The organism is Pseudomonas sp. SK3(2021) (assembly GCF_016772375.1).
Lineage (GTDB): Bacteria > Pseudomonadota > Gammaproteobacteria > Pseudomonadales > Pseudomonadaceae > Aquipseudomonas > Aquipseudomonas chlororaphis_I.
Map to the genome: position 1 here is coordinate 1,165,866 of NZ_CP061943.1, position 23,870 is coordinate 1,189,735.

The 23,870-nt window shown below is 65.1% G+C and carries 14 protein-coding genes and 1 pseudogene; 11 read left to right on the forward strand and 4 right to left on the reverse strand.

The features are described from left to right. Positions 1-312: 312 nt before the first annotated feature. From IF690_RS05170 to IF690_RS29255, 4 genes and pseudogenes are all read left to right on the forward strand, one after another. On the forward strand, positions 313-2,517 hold the full coding sequence (locus tag IF690_RS05170) for a DUF1631 domain-containing protein (protein ID WP_202699098.1): 2,205 nt from the start codon (positions 313-315) through the stop codon (positions 2,515-2,517). A 62-nt stretch (positions 2,518-2,579) separates the two neighbouring features. Next, the gene (gene ampD, locus IF690_RS05175) at positions 2,580-3,140 is read left to right on the forward strand and encodes a 1,6-anhydro-N-acetylmuramyl-L-alanine amidase AmpD (protein ID WP_202699099.1); all 561 of its coding nucleotides are present in this window, start codon (positions 2,580-2,582) and stop codon (positions 3,138-3,140) included. Continuing rightward, positions 3,137-3,973: a regulatory signaling modulator protein AmpE gene (gene ampE / locus IF690_RS05180; RefSeq protein ID WP_202699100.1), complete on the forward strand. Its 837-nt coding sequence runs from the start codon at positions 3,137-3,139 to the stop codon at positions 3,971-3,973. The genes ampD and ampE overlap by 4 nt, the downstream gene beginning before the upstream one ends. A gap of 1,713 nt (positions 3,974-5,686) precedes the next feature. Continuing rightward, positions 5,687-6,208 (forward strand): annotated as a pseudogene (locus IF690_RS29255) (methyl-accepting chemotaxis protein); the annotation flags it as partial. A 1-nt stretch (position 6,209) separates the two neighbouring features. On the opposite strand, the gene IF690_RS05190 reads toward IF690_RS29255, so the two are convergent. Beyond that, on the reverse strand, positions 6,210-6,998 hold the full coding sequence (locus IF690_RS05190) for a TatD family hydrolase (protein WP_202699102.1): 789 nt from the start codon (positions 6,996-6,998) through the stop codon (positions 6,210-6,212). Between the two features lie 2 nt (positions 6,999-7,000). After that, complete coding sequence (gene cra, locus IF690_RS05195; RefSeq protein WP_202699103.1) at positions 7,001-7,996, reverse strand: catabolite repressor/activator; 996 nt, start codon at positions 7,994-7,996, stop codon at positions 7,001-7,003. A 296-nt stretch (positions 7,997-8,292) separates the two neighbouring features. Between cra and ptsP the strand changes: the two genes are divergently transcribed. The 5 genes from ptsP to IF690_RS05220 all read left to right on the forward strand — a co-directional run bounded on the left by ptsP (position 8,293) and on the right by IF690_RS05220 (position 16,972). Beyond that, positions 8,293-11,154 carry a phosphoenolpyruvate--protein phosphotransferase gene (gene ptsP, locus IF690_RS05200; RefSeq protein WP_202699104.1) on the forward strand — a complete coding sequence of 954 codons (2,862 nt, stop codon included), beginning with the start codon at positions 8,293-8,295 and terminating at the stop codon, positions 11,152-11,154. Then, complete coding sequence (gene pfkB / locus IF690_RS05205; RefSeq protein ID WP_202699105.1) at positions 11,154-12,095, forward strand: 1-phosphofructokinase; 942 nt, start codon at positions 11,154-11,156, stop codon at positions 12,093-12,095. The genes ptsP and pfkB overlap by 1 nt, the downstream gene beginning before the upstream one ends. An 11-nt stretch (positions 12,096-12,106) precedes the next feature. Further along, the gene (locus tag IF690_RS05210) at positions 12,107-13,849 is read left to right on the forward strand and encodes a PTS fructose-like transporter subunit IIB (RefSeq protein WP_202699106.1); all 1,743 of its coding nucleotides are present in this window, start codon (positions 12,107-12,109) and stop codon (positions 13,847-13,849) included. Between the two features lie 891 nt (positions 13,850-14,740). Next, positions 14,741-15,112, forward strand: coding sequence for a DUF6124 family protein (locus IF690_RS05215; protein ID WP_202699107.1), 372 nt, complete (start codon positions 14,741-14,743; stop codon positions 15,110-15,112). A 318-nt stretch (positions 15,113-15,430) separates the two neighbouring features. After that, positions 15,431-16,972 (forward strand): alkaline phosphatase D family protein, encoded by a 1,542-nt coding sequence (locus IF690_RS05220; protein ID WP_202699108.1) that lies wholly within the window; start codon positions 15,431-15,433, stop codon positions 16,970-16,972. Positions 16,973-17,097: 125 nt separating this feature from the next. Here the strand turns inward: IF690_RS05220 and IF690_RS05225 are convergent, their stop codons facing one another. Together IF690_RS05225 and IF690_RS05230 are read right to left on the reverse strand one after the other, a co-directional pair. Then, on the reverse strand, positions 17,098-19,626 hold the full coding sequence (locus IF690_RS05225; protein WP_202699109.1) for a PepSY domain-containing protein: 2,529 nt from the start codon (positions 19,624-19,626) through the stop codon (positions 17,098-17,100). A 292-nt stretch (positions 19,627-19,918) separates the two neighbouring features. Further along, a complete protein-coding gene (locus tag IF690_RS05230) occupies positions 19,919-22,192 on the reverse strand; it encodes a TonB-dependent receptor (protein WP_202699110.1) in 2,274 nt (757 codons plus the stop codon). A gap of 205 nt (positions 22,193-22,397) precedes the next feature. On the opposite strand from IF690_RS05230, the gene IF690_RS05235 reads away from it, so the two are divergent. Together IF690_RS05235 and IF690_RS05240 are read left to right on the forward strand one after the other, a co-directional pair. Then, positions 22,398-23,078 (forward strand): Fe2+-dependent dioxygenase, encoded by a 681-nt coding sequence (locus IF690_RS05235; protein WP_016701680.1) that lies wholly within the window; start codon positions 22,398-22,400, stop codon positions 23,076-23,078. A 3-nt stretch (positions 23,079-23,081) separates the two neighbouring features. Next, complete coding sequence (locus IF690_RS05240) at positions 23,082-23,867, forward strand: tetratricopeptide repeat protein (RefSeq protein ID WP_202699111.1); 786 nt, start codon at positions 23,082-23,084, stop codon at positions 23,865-23,867. The last annotated feature ends 3 nt before the right edge of the window (positions 23,868-23,870 follow it).

Sequence of the window (23,870 nt, forward strand, 5' to 3'; positions counted from 1 at the left end):
TATAGGGCCATGGCGCAGGCGAACCCAAGGCGAGCGCCTTCCCGTGGCTGCATTTGGTCGCCTGGCATGAGCCGTTTGCCAGAAAGGGCGGTCGCTATATGAGCGCTATTTCAAAGCCCGCGCAGAGTCTGCTGGCACAGGAAGGGGCTTTTGCCAGATAATCCGACTTCTAATTGACGCCATGGCTTTGACGTTTTTTTGGCTCCCCCACGATGAAATGCGGCGGCGCGTATCGATGCCCGCTGGGACTCGACTGTGAGCGTCGACCGACCTTTCATTGCGCGGCAGAGAAACACCTTTCAGGAGGCTTGGATGCACAACGACGGGAATGTAGTGGCTTTGCACAAGGCCGCTACGGATCAGGCGAACGCTTCGCCGCTCGCCCGCCTGCCTGTGATTCTGCTTCAGGTCCGTGACAAGGCCGCCCAGCAACTGCGCCATGGCCTGCAGGAACTGTTCGATAACGCCGACGACACCTTGTTCGAGATGGCCGACCGGGCCCGGAACAATGTCGACCAGAACACCTTTTTCGAAGCGATGCGCGACCTGCGCCTGAAACGCAAAAGCATCGAGCGTGGCTTCCTGGAAAAGCTCTTCGAGGCCTTTGTCGGCCTGGTCCAGTACGACCCCGCGCCAGCGATCGCCCAGGCCGTTGCCTACACGCCACCCGCTGATACCTGCCGTGACGACCTGGAGCGTACCGTGGCCCTCGAGGCGATGGTCGCCAAGGCGGGCAACCGTAACGGTTTTGCCCTTGGCCAGCTCACCGCTCGCCTGAACGTGCTGCTGGGCAAGTGCCTGGACGACCGCAGCAACCCTTTGGGCCCGGCCATGCTCTGCGAATATTTCTTCGAATCTGGGCGCAGCCTGGGGATGGAGATCAAGGTCAAGCTGATCATTCTCAAGCTGTTCGAGCGTTATGTGCTCAGCGAGGCCGACCAGTTGTACGCCGAAGCCAACCAACTGTTGGCTGCCACGGGCGTGTTGCCCGAACTCAAGCCCGCGCCAGTGCGCCGGGCCATCGACCAGGCGGCCGCGAGTATCCAGGCCACGCCCGAGCCCGGCGTGGTGCAGATGGACGAAAGCGTTCAGGAAGTGTTCGCCGCCTTGCAGGAACTGCTGTTGCATGTCCGCGGCAGCGTGGTGCCGACCCTGGAGGCGAGCGCCGAAACCCAGCCCATTTCCACCCGTGACCTGCTGCGCCTGCTGTCTCACCTGCAGCACTATGTGCCGGCCGGCGCCCAGGACGATTTCGACCTGCGCTACCAGTTGGAGCAACTGCTGACCCGGGTCAGCATGAAAAGCGGCAAGTCGCGGGTGGTCGGGGTGGCCGACGAGGATGTGATCAACCTGGTGGCCATGCTCTTCGAGTTCATCCTGGCCGATCGTAACCTGCCGGAATCGTTGAAGACCCTGATCGGCCGCTTGCAGATCCCCATGCTCAAGGTCGCGGTGCTGGACAAGAGTTTCTTCAGCCGCGGCAGCCATCCGGCCCGCCGCCTGCTCAATGAAATCGCCGCGGCGGCCATGGGCTGGGGCAGCTGCGACGATTATCAGCGCGACAGCCTGTACCTGCGCATTGAACAGGTGGTGCAGCGGCTGTTGAGCGACTTCGTCGACGACCCGGCGATCTTTTCCGAGCTGCTTGCCGAGTTTCTCGCTTTCACCAGCGACGAGCGGCGCCGCAGCGAACTGCTGGAGCAGCGCACCCGTGATGCCGAAGAGGGGCGGGCCAAGGCCGAACTGGCGCGCCGTCGCGTCGAGCAGGCATTGAACGACGGGCTGCTGGGCAAGGTCCTGCCCCTGGCCGTCGTCGAGTTCGTGCAACAGGCCTGGAGCAAGGTCCTGCTGCTGATCTGTCTCAAGCATGGCGAGCACTCCAGCGAATGGCGCGAGGGGGTGCAGACCATGGAGCAACTGATCTGGAGCGTGCAGCGCCACACCGACCCGGATGCCGCCATGCAGTTGCTGGCGCTGGTGCCCGACCTGCTCAAGGCGCTACGCGATGGCCTGAACAGCGTGGCGTTCGATCCGTTCGCCACCGGCGAGTTCTTCAGCCAGCTGGAAGCCTTGCACCTGCAGGTATTCGAGCGCTTCGGCGAGAACGCGGGGCAGCATCGGCCGGACGTGGCGGATCAGCAGCCGGCGATGGTCGCGGTCGAGCAGGAAATCGTCCTGCCCAGTGCCGAAGAGGGCCCGCTGGAGGCCGCGCCCCTGGCGCTGGCGGCCAACGATCCCGGGTTGCTGCGGGTCGAACAGCTGCGGCTGGGAGCCTGGGTCGAATTCCTCGAGGACGAGGACAACAGCGTGCGCTGCAAGTTGGCGGCCATCGTGCAACCCGGCGACAAGTACATCTTCGTCAACCGCACCGGCATGAAGGTGCTGGAGCGCACCCGGGTCGGCCTGGCCCTGGAGTTTCAGCGCGGGGCTGTGCGTCAGCTGGACGACACCTCGCTGTTCGACCGGGCGCTGGAGTCGGTGATCGGCAATTTGCAACAACTCAATCGCGGCAAGTGATCGCAACCTGGGCGTGGAACGCGGCATACTGAGCCGTCACAGGCTTCGTTGAAGGAATCGGTATGCAGTTGGACCCCGCAAGCGGTTGGTGTCACGGCGTTCGCCATTGCCCGTCACCCAATTTCAACGCACGCCCTGCGGATGAAATTTCCCTGCTGGTGATCCACAACATCAGCCTGCCGCCGGCCCAGTTCGCGACGGGCAAAGTGCAGGAATTCTTCCAGAACCGTCTCGATATCACTGAGCATCCCTATTTTGCCGGGATCGCCGACCTGCGCGTGTCCGCGCATTTCCTGATCGAACGTGACGGAACCGTCACTCAGTTTGTCTCTTGTCTGGATCGTGCCTGGCACGCCGGTGTGTCGTGGTTCGACGGGCGCGAAAGCTGCAATGATTTTTCCCTGGGCATCGAACTGGAAGGCACCGACGAGTTGCCGTTCACCGATGCCCAGTACGACGCGCTGATTGCCTTGACCCGGCAGTTGCAGCAGGCCTTCAAGGCCATCACCCCACAGCGGATTTGTGGGCACAGCGATATCGCTCCGGGGCGCAAGACCGATCCGGGGCCCGGATTCGACTGGGTACGCTATCGCGCGGCCCTGAACGAAGGGGAAGGACAATGAGTTTTCTGGTGTTGTTGCTGGCGGTCTGGATCGAGAAATTCTCGGCTTTGCGCCAGCGCGTTCAGCATGACGAGCCGTGGTTGCACCAGCTGTTCCGGCAGGAGGCCAGCCCGCGTCTGGCCAAGCGTCCCTGGTGGGTGCTGGCCCTGCTGGTGCTGTTGCCGGCAGTGGTGCTGGGGTTGCTGTTGCTGGTCCTGGAGCCGCTGGCCTACGGACTGCTGGCGTTGCCGGTGCATCTGCTGGTGGTGATCTACAGCCTGGGGCGGGGCGACCTGCTGGGCGAACTCGGGTCGTTTCGCGATGCCTGGCGCCGCGAGGACCTGCAAGCCGCGGCGCATGTCGCCAAGCGCGACCTGGACATCTGCGCCGACAGTGGCGAGCAGTTGCTCGAGCGGGTTCAGGGGCATCTGCTGTGGCAGGCCTATCAGAGCTTTTTTGCGGTGATCTTCTGGTACTTCCTGTTGGGGCCGGTGGCCGCATTGAGCTATCGCCTGCTGGCGCTGGCCGCCGAGCACAGCAAGAACCCGGCGGTCGCCGAGCGCGCCGGGCAGTTGCGGCATGCCTTCGACTGGTTGCCGGTACGCCTGCTGGCGGCCAGCTTCGCCCTGGTGGGCAACTTCGTCGCGGTCAGCCGCGTGATGCTCCACGAACTGCTGAACTGGAACATCAGCGCCGCGCAACTGGTGGAAAAGGTCGGCCTGGTCGCCGCGGAAATCCCCCCTCCAATCACCGGGCCGGACGGCATTGTCAGCCTGGACCGGATCTGGGAGCTGTTGCTACGGGCCGCGGTGCTCTGGTACGCCGGTTTCGCCCTGTGGACCGTGCTGTTCTGACGGCGAGCAGCGAGTGAGCGCTGGCGAGCCTCCCGGTCTTGCCAGCGCAGATAAAGCCGTCCTTCCGTCCGCCGTCCCCGCGGTTAACCTTAAGTTACAAACCCTTTTGCCGATTTGAGCTATACAGAAGCAGCGCCAAATAGTGGCTATCTGCCGTCTTCGCGTACCTGCCAATAAAAATAAAAGCAAAAAGGGAGACTTCTTGTGAAGAGCTTGCTCTATCCCGCCATTGCCCTGATGAACCGCCTGAGCTTCGGCATGAAGTTCAGCCTGATCAGCGTGCTGTTTTTTCTGCCGATGCTGGTCACCAACTTTTATCTGGTGCGCGATTCCTATCGTGAATTCCAGGGCACCCAGGTCGAGCTGCAAAGCCTGGACCTGCTGGGCAGCAGCCTGACCCTGCGCCGCGACCTGGAAACCCTGAACAACATGGTGCAGATCAACGCGACCCTGGGGCAGTCCGGCAAGGCCGGGGATATCGAAAGCAAGATAGGCACCCTGGAACAGTCCGTGCTCGAACGCTTGCAAGGCCTGGTCGCCGTCACCGTGGACCCCGAGCAGATCGGGGTTTTCGACGGCAAGCGCGATGAAATGATCGCCGCCTTCAAGGCGCAGCAGGCGCAAAGCTCGCTGCAAAGCAAAAGCGCGCTGATCGGCAAGCTCTTGGGCAGTGCGCAGATTTTCAGCCAGATCATCGCCAGCCAGTCCGGCCTGAGCCGCGATACCCAGAGCGATGTGCGGCAGTTGAGTGAACTGGTGACCGGCGTCACGCCGCAGGTCACGCAGATTCTGGGTGAAGGGCGGGCGATGGGCGCGTATTCCCTGGGCCAGGGTTTTCTCAACTCGTCCGCCAGCACCCGCTTTGACGAACTGCTGGTGCAGATCGAGAAACTCCAGGCCGAGTACGGCCTGAAACTGCAGGATGCGCTGGGCTCGAGCAAGGCCGCCCAAGGCGCGCTGGACGCCCTGGCCAGCACCAGCAAAGGCAGCCTCAAGCAAGCCAGCGAGCTGTTCGAAGAACAGGTGGTGATGGCCGATACCCTGGACGCGCCGTGGCAGGGCTTTTATGACCAGGTCAGCGGGTTGATGGCGCAGACCTACCTGCTCAACGAGGCGACCCTGAAGTTCCTCGGCGAGGAGCTGCAGCAGCGGCTGGAGCAGAACCGTACGCAGATGGTGCTGCTGCTGGTGGCGCTGGCGGCGGTGTTCCTGCTGATCTTCTATCTCTACGCTGCGTTCTACGTCTCGACCCGCACCACCCTCAAGCGCCTGGGCGCGATGATGGACAAGGTGGCGGCCGGTGACATGACCGTCACCTTCAACGCCCAGAGCCGCGACGAGCTGGGAGAGTTGGGCACGGTGTTCAATGGCACCGTGGCGAAGATTCACGACCTGATCGAACGGGTGGGCAAGACCGTCGGCGAGGTCGAGCGCCAGGCCGGGCAGGTGGAAGCCGTGTCGGCCCGGAGCAACCAGGCGGTGGCCGGGCAGCGCAGCCAGATCGAGCAGGTGGCGACGGCGATGAATCAGATGTCCGCTACGTCCCAGGAAGTCGCGCGCAGTGCCGCGGCGGCGGTCAGCAGCGCCCACAGCGTCAACGACGAGACCATCAGCGGGCGCGGGCTGGTGGAGTCCCAGCAAGGCAGCATTGCCCAGCTGGCCAGCGAGATCGATCAGTCGGTGCTGGTGATCAATCAGCTGGCCAGCGACAGCCAGGCCATCAGCCGGGTGTTGGAGGTGATCAAGAGCATCGCCGAACAGACCAACCTGCTGGCCCTCAACGCCGCCATCGAGGCGGCCCGCGCTGGCGAGCAGGGGCGGGGCTTCGCGGTGGTGGCCGACGAAGTGCGGACCCTGGCCAAGCGCACCCAGCAATCGACCGAGGAAATCGAGCAGATGATCGTCAAGCTCCACGGCGGCGTGGGGGCGGCGGTCAAGGCCATGGGCATCAGCCATGAGATGGCCAATGGCACGGTCGGGCAATCGGAAAAGGTCCAGCAGGCGCTGGAGAACATCCTTGGCGCGGTGGGCATGATCGTCGACCAGAACCAGCAGATCGCCGCGGCGGTGGAGCAGCAGACCGCGGTGGCCCACGACATCGATCAGAACATCGTCGAAATCAACCGCGCCGGCGAGCGCACCGCCGAAGGCGCGTACCAGACCGAAAACGCCAGCCGCCAGCTGTCCGCGCAGGTGGTGCAGTTGAAGCAGTTGATCGGCGCGTTCCGGGTCTGATTCAGGCGCTGCGGGGCCAGCCGAACAGCGTGCAGGCGTTGGCGGTGCTGGCCGCCGCCAGCTGTTCGGGGCTGATGGCCATGATCTCGGCCAGGGCCGCGCAGATCTCCGGCAGGTGCTGCGGGCTGTTGCGCTGGTTGGGGTACATGGCGGGCGCCATGTCCGGCGAGTCGGTTTCCAGCACCACCGTGTCCAGCGGCAAGTCGGCGATGACCTTGCGCAGACGCAGCGCCTGCGGCCAGGTCGCGGCGCCACCCAAGCCCAGTTTGAACCCCAGCTTGATGTACTCGCGGGCTTCCTCGCGGCTGCCGGCGAAGGCGTGGATGATGCCGCCGCGCTTGAGCTTGAAGCGCTTGAGGGTGGCAATCACCGCGGCATGGCTGCGCCGTACATGCAGCAAGGCAGGTAGCTGGAAGTCCGCGGCCAGTTGCAGTTGCGCTTCGAACAACTGCTGCTGGCGCTGGCGATCCAGTTGCTCGAGAAAATAATCCAGGCCGATCTCACCCACCGCGCACAACTGTGGATGGCCCGCCAGGCGGGTCAGCCAGTCGCCCAGTTCACGCAGGTCGGCCGGTTGGTGCTGGTCGAGATAGACGGGGTGCAGGCCAAAGGCGGCATGCAGGTCGGCATCGCTTTGCACCAGTTCCCACAGGCGCCGCCAATTGTGCTGATAGACCCCCAACACCACCATCCGTCGCACGCCGAGGGCGCGGCAGGCGGCCAGCAGCGCCTGGCGATCCGCGTCGAAATCGGGAAAATCCAGATGGGTGTGGCTGTCGATCAGCTCCACGTTCAAGCCTCGTGAATGCGCTGCTTGAAGGTCCGGGCGATGGCGTTCACGCCGGGTTGGTAATGGGCTTCCTCAATGGCGGCCAGGGCCAGTTGCAGGGCCTTGTCGGCAATCAGCTGGTGCTGTTGGGCCATGGCGTTCACCGGCAACGGCAAAAAGTCCAGCAGTTGGGTATCGCCGAAGGTGCCCAGGCGCAGCGGCCGCGACTTGAGCGGGAAGTCGTGCAGCGCGTCGAACACCCCTTGCAGCAGCACATAGGAGGTGGTCACCAGGGCATCCGGCAGATGGCCCAGGCGCTCCAGCAACGCTGCCATCAGCTGGCGACCGCAGTCGCGGCTGAAGGCTTCGCCCTGTTCGATCAGCACCTGGCCGTCGAAACCCTCCAGGGCCTGCTTGAAGCCGGCGGCGCGTTCGCGGCTGATGCCCAGCTCCGGGCGGGCGCCGATCAACGCGATCTGCCGCGGCTGGGGTTGCAGCAGGCTGCGGGTCAGGTGCAGGCTGGCTTGCTGATCGTCGCTGATCACCGAGCAGAAAAACGCCGGCTCCATCACCCGGTCGATAGCGATGATCGGCAGGCCCTGGGCCTGCAGCAGGCGATAGGTGTCATCCTCGGGCGGCAGGCAGCTGGCGACGAACAGCGCGTCGCAGCGGCGCGCGCGGAACAGTTGCAGCAGCTGCCGCTCGCTGTCCGGGGCATCGTCGGAGCTGGCGATCAGCAGCTGGTAACCACGGGCGCGGGCGCCTTGTTCGAGCAACTTGGCGATGCGCGCGTAACTGGGGTTTTCCAGGTCCGGCAGGATGAAGCCCAGGGTCCGGGTCCGCCGGCTGCGCAGCCCAGCGGCTTGAGGGTTGGGCGTGAAGCCATGTTCCTCGACCACCGCCCGGACCCGTTCGACGGTCGCGTTGCTGATGCGTTGCTGTTCGGCCTTGCCGTTGATGACGTAGCTGGCGGTGGTGACGGACACACCGGCCAGTCTGGCGATATCGCTGAGTTTCAACCCGGGTTTTCCTTGTTTTCTGGAGCTTGCCCCGACATTTTCGCCAATCCTAACCGATATAGGCAGGCGACCAATGTCGGAACGTGAAGCCGACAGGTAGGGCTTCAAGGATGATTGATTATCGAGTAACGTGCCCAATATTCTAGATTAAACGTTTCAGCACGCGTATTTTCTAGGGATATGAGCAGACGGGAACAGGGCCTTGCCAAGCCGGCGGTCCCGTTTGTGGCATTAACGCCGCCTGACTGATTCACTCAAAACAATACCTAGCGCCCCGGCGCTAAATAGGAGAAAGCATGCTCGAGCTCACTATTGAGCAGATATCCATGGGCCAGTCGGCTGTGGATAAGTCCGCTGCACTGCACCTGCTCGCCGACAAACTGGTGGCCGACGGCCTGGTCGCCGAAGGTTACCTGGCTGGCCTGCAGGCCCGCGAAGCCCAGGGCTCGACCTTTCTCGGTCAAGGTATTGCCATTCCCCACGGCACTCCGGAAACCCGCGACCAGGTGTTCGCCACTGGCGTACGCCTGCTGCAATTTCCCGAGGGCGTGGACTGGGGCGATGGCCAGATCGTCTACCTGGCGATTGGCATCGCCGCCAAATCCGACGAACACCTGCGCCTGCTGCAACTCTTGACCCGAGCCCTCGGCGAGACCGACCTGGGCCAGGCCCTGCGCCGCGCCAGCTCGCCCGAGGCCCTGCTGAAACTGCTGCAAGGCGCGCCGCAAGAGCTGGCGCTGGATGCGCAGATGATCGGCCTGGGCGTGGCCGCCGAAGACTTCGAAGAGCTGGTGTGGCGCGGCGCCCGCCTGCTGCGCCAGGCCGACTGCGTGAGCAACGGTTTTGCCGCGGTGCTGCAACAGGTCGAAGCGCTGCCCCTGGGCGATGGCCTGTGGTGGCTGCACAGCGAGCAGACCGTCAAGCGCCCGGGCCTGGCCTTCGTCACCCCGGACAAACCGGTTCGTTACCTCGGCCAGCCCTTGGCCGGGCTGTTCTGCCTGGCCAGCCTGGGCGAGGCTCATCAGGCCCTGCTCGAACGCCTGTGCGCGTTGCTGATCGAAGGTCGCGGCCATGAACTGGGCCGCGCCACCAGCAGCCGCGCGGTGCTGGAAGTGCTGGGCGGCGAACTGCCGGCCGACTGGCCGAGCGCGCGCATCGTCCTGGCCAACGCCCACGGCTTGCATGCGCGCCCGGCGAAGATCCTGGCGCAGTTGGCGAAAAGCTTCGAGGGCGAGGTTCGCGTACGCATCGTCGACGCGCCGGGCTCCGCCGTTTCGGTGAAGAGCCTGAGCAAGCTGCTGAGCCTCGGTGCCCGCCGTGGCCAGACCCTGGAGCTGATCGCCGAGCCGAACATCGCCGCCGACGCCCTGCCAGCCTTGCTGGCGGCTATCGCCGAAGGGCTGGGGGAAGAGGTCGAGCCGGTTCCGGAGGCCCGCGCGCCCCAGGAAGTGCCGGAAGAAGTCGAGGCGCCCATCAGCGCGCCGGCTTCTGGCAGCCTGGTCCAGGCCATCCCGGCGGCCCCCGGCATCGCCATCGGCCCGGCGCATATCCAGGTGATCCAGCCGTTCGACTACCCGTTGCGCGGCGAATCCACCGCCATGGAGCGCGAGCGCCTGCAAGGAGCCCTGGCCGAGGTCCGGCATGACATCGACGGCCTGATCCAGCGCAGCAAGGCCAAGGCCATTCGCGAGATTTTCGTGACCCACCAGGAAATGCTCGACGACCCGGAACTGACCGACGAAGTCGACACTCGCCTCAAGCAGGGCGAAAGCGCCGAAGCGGCCTGGATGACCGTGATCGAAGCCGCCGCCCGGCAGCAGGAAGCCCTGCACGACGCGCTGCTGGCCGAACGCGCCGCCGACCTGCGGGACATCGGCCGGCGGGTGCTGGCCCAGCTGTGCGGGGTGCAGACCCCGGTGGAGCCGGACGAAGCCTACATCCTGGTGATGGATGAAGTCGGTCCGTCGGACGTGGCGCGCCTCGATCCGGCGCGGGTCGCCGGCATTCTCACCGCCCGTGGTGGCGCCACTGCGCACAGCGCGATCGTCGCCCGCGCCCTGGGGATTCCGGCGCTGGTCGGGGCCGGTGCCGGCGTGTTGCTGCTCAAGCCGGGCACGCCGTTGCTGCTCGATGGCCAGCGCGGTCGCCTGCATGTGGATGCCGATGCCGGCACCCTGCAACGGGCCACCGCCGAGCGCGACACCCGCGAACAACGGCTCAAGGCCGCCGCCGAGCAACGCCATCAACTGGCGCATACCACCGACGGCCATCACGTCGAAGTCTTCGCCAACATCGGCGAAAGCGCCGGGGTGGCCAGCGCCGTGGACAACGGCGCCGAAGGCATCGGCCTGCTGCGCACCGAACTGATTTTCATGGCCCACCCGCAAGTGCCGGACGAAGCCACCCAGGAAGCCGAATACCGCCGCGTGCTCGATGGCCTGGCCGGGCGGCCGCTGGTGGTGCGCACCCTGGATGTCGGCGGCGACAAGCCGCTGCCGTACTGGCCGATCGCCAAGGAAGAAAACCCCTTCCTCGGCGTGCGCGGCATCCGCCTGACCCTGCAACGCCCGCAGATCATGGAAGCCCAGCTGCGCGCCTTGCTGCGCTCGGCGGACAACCGCCCGTTGCGGATCATGTTCCCCATGGTCGGCAGCGTCGATGAATGGCGCGCCGCCCGCGCGATGACCGAGCGCCTGCGCCAGGAAATCCCGGTGGCCGACCTGCAACTGGGGATCATGATCGAAGTGCCGTCCGCCGCCCTGCTGGCACCGGTGCTGGCCAAGGAAGTGGACTTCTTCAGCGTCGGCACCAACGACCTGACCCAATACACCCTGGCCATCGACCGTGGTCACCCGACCCTGTCGGCCCAGGCCGATGGCCTGCACCCGGCGGTGCTGCAACTGATCGACATCACCGTGCGCGCGGCCCATGCCCACGGCAAGTGGGTCGGCGTGTGCGGCGAGCTGGCGGCCGATCCGCTGGCGGTGCCGGTGCTGGTGGGCCTGGGTGTGGACGAACTGAGCGTCTCCGGACGCAGTATCGCCGAGGTCAAGGCACGCATTCGCGAACTCAGCCTGACCCAGGCACAAACCCTTGCGGAGCAAGCCCTGGCCGTCGGCAGCGCGAACGATGTGCGTGCCCTTGTGGAGGCCATGTAATGGCAAAGATTCTTACCCTGACCCTGAACCCGGCGCTGGACCTCACCGTCCAGCTGACGCGCCTGGAACCGGGGCAGGTCAACCGCAGCGAAGCCATGCACACCCACGCCGCCGGCAAGGGTGTGAACGTGGCCCAGGTGCTGGCCGATCTTGGCCATCAGCTGACCGTCAGCGGCTTCCTCGGTGCAGACAATCCCCAGGCCTTCGAGGCACTGTTTGCCCGCCGTGGTTTTGTCGACGCCTTTATCCGTGTGCCCGGGGAAACCCGCAGCAACATCAAGCTGGCCGAGCAGGACGGGCGCATCACCGATCTCAACGGCCCGGGCCCGGAGGTCGACGAAGCGGCGCAACAGGCCTTGCTCGCACGCCTGGAACAGATTGCCCCGGGGCATGACGCGGTGGTGGTGGCCGGCAGCCTGCCGCGCGGCGTCAGCCCGCAATGGCTGCACGCCTTGCTGGCCCGCCTCAAGGAACTGGGGCTGAAAGTGGCGCTGGACACCAGCGGCGAAGCCCTGCGCGCCGGCCTGGCCGCCGGGCCCTGGCTGGTCAAGCCCAATACCGAGGAACTGGCCGAGGCCCTGGGCAGCCCGGTGCTGTCGCTGGCGACCCAGGCCGAAGCCGCCAGGCGCCTGCACGCCCAGGGCGTCGAGCATGTGGTGATTTCCCATGGCGCCGAAGGCGTGAACTGGTTCAGTGCCGCGCCGGCCTTGCAGGCGCTGCCGCCCAAGGTCAGCGTGGCCAGCACCGTCGGTGCCGGCGACTCGTTGCTGGCCGGCATGCTCCACGGCCTGCTCAGCGCCCACGCTGTTGAACAGACCCTGCGCACCGCCACGGCCATCGCCGCCATGGCCGTGACCCAGATCGGTTTCGGTATCACCGATGCCGCGCAGTTGGCACAGCTTGAACAGGGGGTGCGTGTTCATCCCCTCATAGAACAATAAGAGGGTTGGTCATGAAGTTAGCCATTGTTACCGCCTGCCCGAACGGCATGGTCACCAGTGTGCTGTGCGCCCGGTTGCTGGACGCCGCGGCCCAGCGCCAGGGCTGGAGTACCAGCGTCGAAGTGCAGGACGCGGCGCACCCGGAACGGCAATTGTCGGCCGCCACCCTCGAAGCGGCCGAATGGGTGCTGGTGGTCAGCACCGGGCCTGTGGATATGTCGCGTTTCGTCGGCAAGCGGGTGTTCCAGAGTTCGCCCTCCGTGGCCTTGCAGGACGTCGACGGCGTGCTGCGGCGCGGCGCCGAGGAGGCCCGGGTGTATGTCGCGACCGAAGCCGCTGCCGAGCCAGCGCCGGCCAGCAAAAGCGTGCCCCGGCTGGTAGCGGTCACCGCCTGCCCGACTGGTGTGGCCCACACCTTCATGGCGGCCGAGGCCTTGCAGCAAACCGCCAAGCGCCTGGGGTATGAGCTGCAAGTGGAAACCCAGGGCTCGGTCGGCGCGCGCAACCCGTTGAGCGCCGAGGCCATCGCCGCGGCGGACGTGGTGCTGCTGGCCGCGGACATCGAAGTGCCCACCGAGCGCTTCGCCGGCAAGAAGATCTACCGCTGCGGCACCGGCATCGCCCTCAAGCAATCCGAGGCGACCCTGAACAAGGCCCTGGCCGAGGGGCAGGTGGAGTCGGCAGCGGCGGGCGCCGCCGCGGCCCCGGCCAAGCAGGAGAAAACCGGGGTCTACAAGCATCTGCTGACCGGTGTGTCGTTCATGCTGCCGATGGTGGTGGCGGGCGGTTTGATGATCGCCTTGTCCTTCGTCTTCGGCATCACCGCGTTCAAGGAGGAGGGCACCCTGGCCGCCGCCCTGATGCAGATCGGCGGCGACACCGCGTTCAAGCTGATGGTGCCGCTGCTGGCCGGTTACATCGCCTATTCCATCGCCGACCGGCCGGGCCTGGCGCCGGGGATGATCGGCGGCATGCTCGCCAGCACGTTGGGCGCGGGGTTTATCGGCGGGATCATTGCCGGTTTCCTCGCCGGTTATGCGGCCAAAGCCATCAGCCAATACGCGCGCTTGCCGCAAAGCCTGGAGGCCTTGAAACCGATCCTGATCATTCCGTTGCTGGCCAGCCTGTTCACCGGCCTGGTGATGATCTATGTGGTGGGCAAGCCGGTGGCCGGGATGCTCGCCGGCCTGACCCATTTCCTCGACAGCATGGGCACCACCAACGCCATCCTGCTGGGGGTGTTGCTCGGCGGCATGATGTGCGTCGACCTCGGCGGGCCGATCAACAAGGCGGCCTATGCCTTCTCCGTGGGGCTGCTGGCGTCGCAGAGTTATGCGCCGATGGCGGCGACCATGGCCGCCGGCATGGTGCCGCCGATCGGCCTGGGCATCGCCACCTTTATTGCCCGGCGCAAGTTTGCCCAGAGCGAGCGCGAAGCGGGCAAGGCGGCGCTGGTGCTGGGGCTGTGCTTTATCTCTGAAGGGGCGATTCCGTTCGCCGCCAAGGACCCGTTGCGGGTGATCCCGGCGAGCATCGCCGGCGGTGCGCTGACCGGGGCGCTGTCGATGTATTTCGGCTGCAAGCTGATGGCGCCCCATGGTGGGTTGTTCGTGATGCTGATTCCGAATGCGATCAACCATGCGTTGTTGTATTTGCTGGCGATTGTGGCGGGGAGTGTGTTGACGGCGGTGGTGTATGCGGTGGTGAAGCGGCCGGAGGCGACCGAGCTGGCGCTGGAGCCGGCCAAGGCCTGACAGCCTCAGGCGGGCCTGCCTCGTTTTTGTAGGAGCGAGGCTTGCCCGCGATGGCGTCTGTCCTGGCGCTGAATTTTTTGGACGGGGTACATATCCATTCCTGCGGTCACGGCCACTTAGGGTTCCGCCCTGACGGCGGGTCACTTTTTTTCAAACGCCAAAAAAAGTAACCAAAAAACGCTTGCCCCTGCGTACGGCCTTCGCTGCGCTCAGGTTCCCTCGCTCCGGTGTCCATCAGGGGGGCATCGACTCCGGTCGGCTTCGCTTCGACCTCCATACGATGTCCTCGACTGCGTCGAGGGGCGCTGCGCGCCATCCCCCTGATGAACACCTTCGCTCGGCCTCCCGATGGGGCGGGTGGATCAAGATCAAAAGCCCGGCGCGACCTGCCGGTCGGCGCGAAACCCTGTAGCCGCTGCCGAGCCTGCGAGGCTGCGATCGACTGCGCAGCAGGCGCAGGATCTTGAGACCGCTGGAGGACCTTCGGTCCTATCGCAGCCTGCGGCAGCGGCTACAGGGATCGTGTACATCTGCTCGTTTGGATGACAGGTTTTGTCGTGTAAGACGCTGTCTGAAAGTGAGGCGCTTCGCTTTTCTTTGTAAGGCTTTTCCGAGAAACTCTGGGCCGCTTGCGTCTGGTAATGGCGCTGTCTAGCCTCGGGTTCGTCACCGACTTTTTCGGTGATCGGGTCTAGCAGCCCGGGTCGAGACGCAAGCCGCATCATCAGCACTGCACTTTCCATTTGCAGTGCTCTGCTATGGCGGTTGTGCGTGGGAGCGTCTTCGGGCGCGCCGGTTTCCTTGACCCGGTCTGCTAGCCCGCGTACAGCCGCCACCTTTCTATATCGTCTAGCAGCGGTGGGTGGTGGCTTCATGTCGAGGAGCCACATCATGAAAAAGCTCGTCCCCGATCCACCCGTTTCCCCGTCGTTCTCGCGCCGCAACCCAGACCACGACCACGCCAATGAACAGGTCCGTCAGGCGCTGGCCAATCATCCGGTGGAAGGTTCGTTGCTCGCTGCCTTGAAACCCACCGCTGCGGGTCCTGCGGGTAACGATTCGCTCTTCACTGTCCGCCCCGGCATCAGCGCCGAAGAGGCGTTGCTTCACGTTTCCATGCTGCTCAAATCCGCCGAGGAGGTTTCTGACGAGATCACCGAGCACGCCAGCGGTATCGAGCGAGGCCTGATCTGGTCGCTGGTGCATTCCGTGGAGATGGCGCGCGGTGTGGTGGATGCCTTGCTTGATGGCAATCGCCTCTGAGCTGCAATCGCTGCTGCAGGTGCTGATCGGTCCGGGCGGTTTTGTTCTGGCGGCTGTACGTGGGGCACCCTCGGGTGCGCCGGGCTCCTGAGCCCCGGTCTGCTAACCCGCGTCCAGCTGCCATCCTCAATCGTTTAGTTATTCCATGACTCGCAATGCTCGGCTGTAACACCGCAGTTCATCAGACAGGCGGCGTTATCGTTGACGACCATCGCGAGCAAGCTCGCTCCTACAGGAGAGGCGGGTTGTGGGGCTTGTCATACGCAGTTCATCCACATTGGCTAAGGTTTGCTTTTGACATTGGGTCAGGGAGCAACCATGAGCGATTTCACTCTCGGTCGGCGGCGTTTGATTCAGGTGGCGGGGGCAGGGCTGTTGCTGCCGGGGTTGGCGCCGGCGGTGATTGCCTCGGGCAAGGACCGGCCGAAGATGGTCGATGGCGTGCAGTCCGGGGATCTGCTGGGCGATCGGGCGATGGTCTGGAGCCGTACCGACCGGCCGGCGCGGATGGTGGTGGAGTGGGATACCCGCAGCCGGTTCAGCAACCCGCGGCGGTTCGTCTCGCCCCTGGCCGATGCCCGTACCGACTTCACCGCGCGGGTCGAGTTGGGCGGGCTGCCCACCGGCCAGGCGATTTTTTATCGGGTGTATTTCGAGGACGCCCAGACCGGCGTGCGCAGCAAACCCTGGTTCGGCCACTTACGCAGCGTGCCGCAGACCCGCCGCGATATTCGTTTTGTGTGGAGCGGCGACACCGTCGGCCAGGGCTTCGGCATCAACCCGGACATCGGCGGCATGCGCATCTACGAGGCCATGCGCCGGCGCCTGCCGGACTTTTTTATCCACAGCGGCGACACCATTTACGCCGACGGCCCGGTGCCGGCGCAGCTGACCACCGAGAGCGGCCGCGTGTGGCGCAATATCACCACCGAGGCCAAGAGCAAGGTCGCCGAGACCCTCGACGAATACCGCGGCAACTACCGCTACAACCTGCTGGACGAGAACGTGCGGCGCTTCAACGCCGAGGTGCCGCAGATCTGGCAGTGGGACGACCATGAGGTGGTCAACAACTGGTCGCCGAGCAAGGTGCTGGATGAGCGTTACACCACTAAAGATATCCACACCCTGGTGGGCCGTGCGCGGCAGGCCTGGCTGGAATACGCGCCGATGCGCTTGCAGAGCGCCGACCAGGGCGGGCGCATCTATCGCAAGCTGAGCTACGGGCCGCTGCTGGATGTGTTCGTGCTGGACATGCGCAGCTATCGCGGCGGCAACGACGACAACCTCGGCGCGGCCAAGCCGTTCCTCGGCCGCGAACAGTTGGACTGGCTCAAGCAGGGGCTCAAGCACTCCAAGGCGCAGTGGAAGGTGGTGGCGGCCGACATGCCCATCGGCCTCGGCGTGCCGGACGGCGAGGTCAGCCCCGGCGTGCCGCGCTGGGAGGCGATCGCCAATGGCGATCCGGGCCCGGCCCAGGGCCGCGAGCTGGAGATCGCCGAGTTGCTGGCGTTCCTGCGCAAGCACAAGGTGCGCAACCATGTGTGGCTGACGGCGGACGTGCATTACTGCGCGGCGCACCATTACCACCCGGACCGCGCGGCGTTCCAGGACTTCGAACCGTTCTGGGAGTTCGTCGCCGGGCCTTTGAATGCCGGCAGTTTCGGGCCCAACGCGCTGGACAAGACCTTCGGCCCGGAGGTGGTGTTCCAGAAGGCGCCGCCAGCGCAGAACACCTCGCCGTTCGCCGGGTTCCAGTTCTTCGGCGAAGTGCAGATCGAAGGGCAGAGCGGGGAGTTGAAGGTGATCCTGCGCGACCTGGACGGGGTGGCGGTGTTCGAGCGCAAGTTGCAGCCGGTGTAATCACGTACCGGCTTTTGTAGGAGCGGCCGGTCGACGCTCGATTGCCCGCGATGGCGGTATCAAGGCCCACTACCGGCCTTCGGCCTATCGCGAGCAAGCTTCGCTCCTACAGAAGCATGCCGGGGTCAGTAGACGTCGCGGCGATAACGGCCTTGTTCGATCAGGCGTTCGACCACCTCGGCGCCCAGTACTTCGTTGAGCACTTGATCCACCCCCGATGCCATGCCTTGCAGGCTGCCGCAGATGTAGATCGAGGCGCCGTCGGCCAGCCATTGCTTGAGGCGTTCGGCCTGTTGGCGCAGGCGATCCTGGACGTAGACCTTCTCGGCCTGATCGCGGGAGAAGGCCAGGTCCAGGCGGCGCAGGTCGCCGGCGGTCAGCCATTCCTGCAGTTCGTCCTTGCAGTAGAAATCATGCTCGGCGTTGCGTTCGCCGAAGATCAGCCAGTTGTCTTGCTGGCCCTCGGCGATGCGCGCCTTGAGCAGGCTGCGCAAGCCGGCCAGGCCCGTGCCGTTGCCCAGCAGGATCAGCGGGCCAGGCTCGGCCGGCAGATGGAAGCCGCTGTTGCGCCGCACCCGCAGGCTGATGGTCGAACCCAGCGGCGCATGCTCGGTGAGCCAGCCGGAGCCGATGCCCAGGCTGCCGTCGGGGTGGCGTTCCTGGCGCACCAGCAGTTCCAGTTGGCCGTCGCTGGCCAGCGAGGCGATGGAGTATTCGCGCATCGCCAGCGGGACCAGCGCATCCACCAGTGCCTGGGCGTGCAGGCCCACCAGGTGGGCGCGGTTTTCCGGGAGCTGGCGGCTGGCCAGGGCCTGGGTCAGGGTTTCCTTCAGGCCGTCGAGCTGCACCGTGGCGCCGCCGTCCAGGCCCAGGCCGTCGAGGAAGAACTCGATGGCCCACGCGCAGTTGCGCGGCAGTACTTCCACCAGGTCGCCGGCCAGCCAACTGCTCGGTTGCGGCGGGGTCAGGCCCAGCAGGTAGACGCCGGAGCCGCTGCTGTCGGGGTTGAGCAGCAGGCGTTGGTTCAGGGTCCAGTTGTCGTAGGCGGGCGCCTGCCACAGATCCGCTGGCGCCTGGCCGATCAACTGGCCCAGTTGCTGCTGCCAGTGGCGCAGGGCGTAGCTGTCGCCGCTGTCGACTTCCACCGGGGCGAACAGGGTGTTGCCGCCACGCTCGGCCAGCCAGCCGTGCAGGCGCTTGGCAAAGCCGCAGAAGTGCGGGTATTGCCGGTCGCCCAGGCCCAGTACGGCGTACTTGAGGTTGTCCAGGGACAAGGCGCGGCTCAGCACCTTGCGTTCGAAGCCCCGGGCACTGTCCGGCGCTTCGCCGTCGCCGAAGGTGCTGACCACGAACAAGGCGTTCTGGGTGTTCAGCAGGTCTTGCTCGCTGACGCTGGCCAGCGGCTGGACCCTGGCCGGCACGCCCGCGGCCTGCAATTGCCCGGCAGTCTGCCAGGCCAGTTGTTCGGCGAAACCGCTCTGGCTGGCGAAGCCGATCAACCAGGCCGAGGCTGCGTCGGTGTCGGCGCTCAGGCCCTGGCGTGCGTCCTTGACCTGGCGCTTCTTGCGCCGGCGATCCAGGTACAGCAGCCAGCCGGTGATAAAGAACAGCGGCATGGCCAGGGAGGCAATAGTGACCAGGATGCGCCCGACAAGGCCGAAGTAGCTGCCCACGTGCAGGGCATAGAGGCTGGTCAGCAACTGCGCCTTGAGGCTCTTGTCGCTGTAGCGGTCATGGCGGCTGACCACGCCGCTGTTGGGGTCGATGCTGATCTGGTTCAGCGCCCGGTCGTGGGGCGAATCCTTGAGCAGATAGAACACGGTCGCCGGCTGGCCGGCCACCGCTGGCATGCGGATGTTGTAGGAACTCAGGTCCTTGCCGGCGGTGCTGTAGATGCCCAGCCACAGGGCGTTGTAGTCGGCGGTCGGCGCCGGGCCCTGGGGCGAAGCGCCACGGCCGCCCTTCATGCGCGGGCTCTGTGGCGAGTCGGCCAGCAGTTTGTTCAGGCCCTTGTTGTACCACTCGTAGGACCAGGACAGACCGGTCAGCGCCGCCAGTAGATAGAACAGCAGGCACCAGGTCCCGGCCACGGCGTGCAGGTCCCAGTTGAAGCCGCGGCCTTTTTTCGCCCAGTCCAGGGTCAGCCAGGCGCGCCAGCTCGCCACCTGGCGCGGCCAGCGCAGGTACAGGCCGGACAGGCAGAAGAAGACCAGGATCAGGGTGCAGGCGCCGGTGACCTGCCGGCCGCTGTCGCCCATGGCCAGGAAGCGGTGCAGCTGCAGCATCAGGCCGAAGAAGTCCTGGCCCAGGGCGGCGCCCATGAATTCGCCGGTGTAGGGGTCGAAATAACGCATCTCGCCGCGGCGCTGGCCCGGCGGCGGAGTGAACCACACGCGGGCGGCGTTGCCGCTGTCGGCTTCCACGGTGAGCATCGACACGGTCTTGCCCGAGGCGGCCTGGATTTTTTCCACCAGCTCGGCGGGCGGCAGGACCCCGGCCGGCTGTTTTTCCACTTGCAGTGTGGAGGGGTTGAGGGCACGCAGGATTTCATCCTGGAACGATACGGTCGCTCCGGTAATGCCCATCAAGGCCAGGACCAGGCCGGCGCTGATGCCGAAAAACCAGTGCAACTGGAACAGGGTTTTCTTCAACACATCGACCGCCTCGTTGGTTCTTAAGTCTGTGCCACGGCGCGCATTATGCCGTGAGTTGTCGAGAAACATTCTTTCCTACGCACAAAAGCCCCACTCACCGAAGTGGATGGGGCTTGCGTGGGTGTAGCCGCTGCCGAAGGCTGCGATAGGCCGGGGTCGCGCTCGACACGCAGGTCCTCCAGCGATTTCACGATCTTGCGCCCCCTGCGTCGGAATGCCGCCCAGATCGATCGCAGCCTGCGGCAGCGGCTACAGCGACGCCTGGATGCGCCAGGCGTCGCGTTCCACCTCGTCAGAAGTGGAAGTTGGTGGTGAACAAGGCGGTACGGCCGGCTGCCTGGTTGGCGAAGTGCGCCGAGTAGGCTTTGTCGTAGTAGGTCTTGTCGGTCAGGTTCTGCACGTTCAGCTGCAGGTCGAGGTTCTTGCTCAGTTTGTAACTGGCCATGGCGTCGTAGCGGGTGTAGGACGGCACATACACAGTGTTGCCGGCATCGCCATACACCTCGTCGACATAGAACGCACCGCCGCCGACGGTCAGCTTCGGCAGCACTTCATAAGTGGTCCACAGGCTGAAGCTGTTTTTCGGCGTGTTCGGCATTTCATTGCCTTTGTTCGAACCGGCGCTGACGACCCCGTTACGACCGTTGAGGCCGGCGTCCACCAGCTCGCTTTTCAGGTAGCTGTAGCCGGCGAAGACTTGCCACTTGTCGGTGATCTTGCCGCTGGCCGACAGTTCCAGGCCGTCGACGCGGGACTCACCGGCGTTCTGGTAGGTCAGGGCGTCCACCAGGATGCGGGTGTTTTTCTTCTCGGTACGGAACACCGCGGCGGTCAGGGACAGGCGGTCGTTGAACACATCCCACTTGGTGCCCAGCTCGTAGTTGACGGTTTCTTCCGGTTGCAGGTCGCTGACGCTGGCGCCGGCGGACAGCGGGTTGCCGTCCGCCCCCTCACCGACCAGGCCGCCCGCTGGCGAGGCCGAAGTGGCATAGGAGGCGTAGACGCTGCCGTTGTCCGTCGGTTTCCACACCAGGCCGGCCTGCCAGTTCCAGAACTGGCTGTCGTCCTTGATCTTGGTGCGCCCGGTGGCGGCGTTGGTATTGGCCTCGGTGTCGAAGGTGTCGTAGCGCAGGCCGACGTTCAGCAGCCACTGCGGATCGAGTTCGATGGTGTCGAACACATAGGCCGCGCGAGTGGTGGCGCGGGTGTTGGTGCCGTTGTAGTTGCGGCTGATGGCACCGGTCCAGGCATCGTCCGGGTTCGGGTTGCTCAGCGAGGTGCAGCTCGGGAGGCTGCCCGGGTTACAGACTTTCGCGGTGTTGCCGGCAATGTTGTAGCTGCTGACGCGAGTCTCTTCGCCGGTGAACTCAAGGCCGGTGGAGTAGTTGTGCTTGAAGCCCAGGGCCTGGAATTCGCCGAACAGGTCGGTCTGGTTGGTGGTGGTTTCGGTGGTGGACACCCGCGAGTTGGCGCGACGCCACACGGTGCCGTATTTGTTGACGTTGAACTTGCTGTCGTCCGGCTGGGTGAGGATGTAGTCCTGGCCGGTGTTGCCATGACGCAGGGTGTTTTTCAGCGTCATGTTGTCGTTCAGGTCGTGTTCGATGGAGACGGTGCTGATGTCCGCGCGGGTCTTGCGGAAGTCACGGTCCTTCAAGCCATAGAAGTTGTCGCTGTCGCCGCCGTCGGTGGGTTTGTCGTGCTTGTGGGCGGTGGCGCTGGCCGAGCTGTAGCCATAGGGAATGCCCGAATCCGGCAGGTCGTCGCTTTCCATGTGGTAGTAGCTGAAGTTGACCCGGGTCGGGGTGCCCAGGCCGAAGGTCAGGGACGGCGCCACGCCCCAGCGGTCGTAGTTGACGGCGTCGCGACCGGCCACGTTCTGCTCGTGGCTCATCAGGTTCAGGCGGAAGGCGGCGCTGTCGAGGAACTGGCGGTTCACGTCCAGCACATAACGGCGGGTCTGGTCGGAGCCATAGGTGAAGCCACCGTTGAGGAAGTCTTGCTGCTTGGGCGTCTTGCTCACCAGGTTGAGGCTGCCACCGGCCGAGCCGCGACCGCCGAAGGAGGAGTTGGGGCCCTTGCTGACTTCGATCGATTCGATGTCGAAGATCTCGCGGCTCTGGCCGCCGGTGTCGCGCACGCCATCGAGGTAGGTGTCGCCCTGGGCGTCGAAGCCGCGGATGAACGGACGGTCGCCTTGCGGGTTACCGCCTTCGCCGGCGCCGAAGGTAATGCCCGGCACCGTGCGCAGCGCATCTTGCAGCGAGGTGGCGGCGGTGTCCTTGAGGACTTGTTGAGGCACTACGGTGACCGAGCGCGGGGTGTTGACCAGCGGCGCGGTGTACTTCTGCGACGAGGCCTTTTCGACCTGGTAGGACGTCGGGTCCTGGGCTTCGCCGGTGATGCTGGTGGCATCCAGGGAAATGGCATTGCCGGTGGTTTTCTTCTCGGTGCTTTCGGCGGCATGGGCCATGTGGGCGGCGGAGCCGGCGGTGATCGCCACGCCAATTGCAGACGCCAGCAGGCGTGGTGAACTGACCGGTAGTTGTGGTTGTTGGCGTGACATTGAAATTCCCCTCCCCAAGGATTTGAGGCGGCGGAATATAAGGCGAACAAGTATTTGTATCAATTGCGAAATATTGCTATTCGCAAGAAATTTACATTCTTTACAATTTGCCGTTACGGTTTTTAGGTTTCATTCGTCTGGCGTTTTACATTGCCAATAAGAATCAATACCATTGGCGACCCTTTCGCTTTCAGGTGCCCGTGCCATGTTGCTGCACATTCCTGGTCTGTTCTCCCGTGAAGAAGTCCTGCGCATCCGTGAGGCCCTGGAGCAGGCGGACTGGGCCGACGGCAAGATCACCGCCGGTTATCAGTCGGCCAAGGCCAAGCACAACCTGCAATTGCCCGAAGGCCACCCGCTGGCCCAGGAAATCGGCGCGGCGATGCTCGAGCGCCTATGGCAGCACCCGCGCTTCATGTCGGCGGCGCTGCCGCACAAGGTCTTCCCGCCGCTGCTCAACTGCTACACCGCCGGTGGCAGTTTCGACTTCCATATCGACAACGCCGTGCGCCAGCCCAAGGGCAGCGTCGAGCGGGTGCGTACCGACCTGTCGTCGACCCTGTTTTTCAGCGACCCGGAGGACTACGACGGCGGCGAGCTGGAAATCCAGGACACCTTCGGCACCCAGCGGGTGAAGCTGCCGGCCGGCGACATGGTGCTGTACCCGGGCACCAGCCTGCACAAGGTCAATGCGGTCACCCGCGGCACCCGTTATGCGTCGTTCTTCTGGACCCAGAGCCTGGTGCGCGAAGACAGCCAGCGCGCCCTGCTGTTCGAGATGGACGAGGCGATCCAGCAACTGACCCGCGACATGCCGGATCATCCATCGCTGATTCGCCTGACCGGCACCTACCACAACCTGTTGCGCCGCTGGGTCGAGGTGTAGACCGTGAGTTTCCAGTTACGCCGCGAGGAAGTCCTCGACGGCGAGCAACTGCGCGCCATGCTCGAACAGAGCCCGGCCCGGGCCGCCCAGGCGATCCTGCTGGCGGCCGGGGAGGGCGTGCTGGATGCCCAGGCGCTGCTCGGGCAGATCCTGCTCGACGGCCTGGGCATCGAGCGCGACCAGGCCCTCGCGCTGCGCTGGTTCACGATCGCCGCCAAGGGCGGGCACCTGATGGCGCGCAACATGCTGGGGCGCTGCCGCGAGCATGGCTGGGGCTGCGAAGCCGATGCCAAGGCCGCTGCCGGGCACTATCGCCAGGCGGCCGAAGCCGGGCTGGACTGGGCGTTGTACAACTACGCCAACCTGCTGGCCACCGGACGCGGAGTCGCTGAAAACCACGCCCTGGCCCTGAGTTGCTACCAGCGCGCGGCCGCCATGGGCCACGCCAAATCGATGAACCTGCTGGGTCGCTACCTGGAGGAGGGACGTCACTGCCCCAGGGATGTCGCGGCGGCCTGCGACTGGTATCGCCGTTCCGCCGAAGGCGGGGATTTCCGTGGGCAGTTCAGCCACGCCGCGGTGCTGGCCGATGCCGGGCGTATCGACGAGGCGCTGGGCTGGCTGGCCAAGGCCCTGGAAGGCGGCAACCTGAACTTCCTGCGGGTCGCCCGCGGCGCCTTGTTGCAGGCGGCTCATCCACAGATCCGCGGCCTGGCCCTGGCGTATCACCAGCGTGCGGCAGAGCTGGGTGACGAGCGGGACTTGGCGCTGCTTGCTGCTCAGGTGTAAATC